Origin of the sequence: Acinetobacter sp. ABJ-A23_2 (assembly GCF_044538765.1) — a bacterium.
GTDB lineage: Bacteria > Pseudomonadota > Gammaproteobacteria > Pseudomonadales > Moraxellaceae > Acinetobacter > Acinetobacter nosocomialis_A.
This window is the reverse complement of record NZ_JBIUCP010000142.1, coordinates 1-231: the sequence shown is the minus strand read 5'-3', so window position 1 is coordinate 231 and position 231 is coordinate 1. Positions and strand designations below refer to the sequence as shown.

The 231-nt window shown below is 47.2% G+C and carries 1 pseudogene; it reads left to right on the top strand.

Annotated elements, in window-relative coordinates:
• Positions 1 to 231 (top strand): annotated as a pseudogene (locus ACH63V_RS18230) (hypothetical protein); the annotation flags it as partial.

Genomic DNA, 231 nt, shown 5'->3' with positions numbered 1-231 from the left:
ATCCACTTGAACAACAAGTGACTGCAACGGTTCAGCCAGATGGTAGCTATACAGCAGAAGTGCCGGCAGACTTTGCTGATGGTGAGTTAACAGTGAAGGCAGACGCGGTTGACCGTAATGGTACACCAGTGAATGCTGAAGATAGTCTTGTGAAGACGGATCATGACAATAATCCGGATACACCAGACCAAGGTGGTTTAGACCGAGTAGATGGTTCAATCACAGTTGATG